This is a genomic window from Bacillus cereus group sp. BfR-BA-01441 (assembly GCF_022663075.1).
Classification (GTDB): Bacteria; Bacillota; Bacilli; order Bacillales; family Bacillaceae_G; genus Bacillus_A; species Bacillus_A cereus.
Window position 1 is genome coordinate 1 of record NZ_JAKUEU010000434.1, and the last position, 218, is coordinate 218.

Sequence of the window (218 nt, forward strand, 5' to 3'; positions counted from 1 at the left end):
AACGCCCTCTAGTGGCTGTTTGTTATCGCCTGTCTTGTTGATTTCAATAGAACCTTTTACAAGTTTGTTAACCACGTTGAAAACTTGATTAGAACCTTGTTTTGTAATTTCAAAATTAAATACTTCGCTATTAGCAACATAGCCAGTTAAACCTTTAGTTTCTTTAAATGTGTATTTTCCATAAGGAAGATCCTTAACAGAAGCAATACCATTTTTAT

The 218-nt window shown here is 32.1% G+C and carries 1 protein-coding gene; it reads right to left on the reverse strand.

The genetic code is table 11. The features are described 5' to 3' along the window. A partial coding sequence (locus MR107_RS31100; RefSeq protein WP_242293232.1) for a prealbumin-like fold domain-containing protein occupies positions 1 to 218 on the reverse strand: 218 nt, incomplete at both ends.